The sequence below is a fragment of the Huijunlia imazamoxiresistens genome (assembly GCF_037132455.1).
Classification (GTDB): Bacteria; Bacteroidota; Bacteroidia; order Chitinophagales; family Chitinophagaceae; genus Flavisolibacter; species Flavisolibacter imazamoxiresistens.
Map to the genome: position 1 here is coordinate 1 of NZ_JBBBEI010000087.1, position 1,355 is coordinate 1,355.

Annotated in this window: 1 protein-coding gene; it reads right to left on the bottom strand. The window is 48.1% G+C overall.

Going from position 1 to position 1,355, the window contains the following annotated elements:
* Positions 1–17 precede the first annotated feature (17 nt).
* Positions 18–1,271, bottom strand: a complete 1,254-nt coding sequence (locus tag V9K67_RS26970; RefSeq protein WP_336728228.1) for a transposase — start codon at positions 1,269–1,271, stop codon at positions 18–20.
* Positions 1,272–1,355 lie beyond the last annotated feature (84 nt).

The following is a 1,355-nucleotide window of genomic DNA, read 5'->3' on the forward strand; positions in this document are numbered from 1 at the left end:
CAATACTCCGGTAGTTTTTAAGCTCTGAGCCTTCCGAAGTTAAGGCAGTTTTCATAGGCCTGTTGGTATTTTTCACTGCTTGGATCAACATCCAAGATGGAAAAAATGCGGTTTGCGATAAGCTCGTTCATGTGGATCATCTTCACATCAGCCATGGAAAAACCGGCCCTTTCTTTCCTGTTCAGGGATAAATAATAGGCTGCCTTGGCCACCGAAACCGCCGTCATGGCGATGTTGAAGTGATTGTGCAGCTTTTCCTTACCCCTGGCCTGGCAGTCATCCAACCCGGCGTAGCTCTTTGAATCCCTGATCAGGAACTCCACCTGGAAACGCAGGTCATAATACGCTTCCATTGTCCGGGCCGTCAAGGCCGTATCAGTAGAAATAACAATCTCGGGTTTCACCTTGCCTTTCTTAGTGGTTTTGTACTGCCCGGTCTTTGGATCCTTGTAATAGATAAAAGCAGCCAGCACCTTTCTCTGAAGCAGCACCGAGTACACGTCCCCTGCAAAGACATCCCTTTGCTTATTGGAACAAATGCACCGAAGCCTTCTGCCGTCCACTCTGCCGGTATCGATCTTGCCATCACAAACCCTTTTGCGGCCCCTGTCCTTTTGCTTGCCCTTATACAAATAGCGCAGGTTGGCATCCGAGCGGGTTTTGGTAATGATCTGCAAGCCAAGCTCCAGCAAAGGATTAATAAAGTCCTTCTTCATAAAATAGCCGTCCACCACCACATAAGGGGTAAGGGCTTTGATCTGTTCCACATGGTCGCTCAGAACCCGCACGTAATGATCCACCAGAGTTTTGCCTTTGCTATGCAGGCTTGCCGGTGTGGGACTTTGCACCGCCAGAGCATGCAGGGCCGTATGGTCGCTGACTCCTACAAAGGCCAGGCAGCCTATTTCCAGTCCGCTGAGGGCTCTGCCTGCTGTACCGCTGTAGAACTTTGCCAGCCCGTAGGTTTTCTTCCCGCTTTTACTAATGTAGGAAGGATCGAACACAGCTATGACCTTCCTGTTGCCAAAGCAGGCCTTGACCACTTCGTAATTAAAAGAAAACCAGTCAAAGGTTTTGGAGAACATGCTGCGGTAGCTTTTCTCATTGCGCCCGCCCCAGCGCTGCATGTTCATAAAGGTCAGCCGGCAGTTCATGCCCAGCCACAGCGGTAAAATATGCAAAACAAATTTGGTTACCGGCTGGCTAACTTTCTTAATTTTGCTTAGAGCTGCACTGCAGACTCCAACGGCATTGGAAATGATGTTTAGCATACAAATTTCTAATGCCTTTTTTGTTGTCTGCCAACTATTTTTTAACCTCTACTGTATTTCAAAAAATTACCGGACTATTGTAAT

Excerpts from the sequence above, each read along its gene's own strand:
- V9K67_RS26970 (WP_336728228.1), bottom strand. The coding sequence starts at position 1,271 with ATGCTAAACATCATTTCCAATGCCGTTGGAGTCTGCAGTGCAGCTCTA.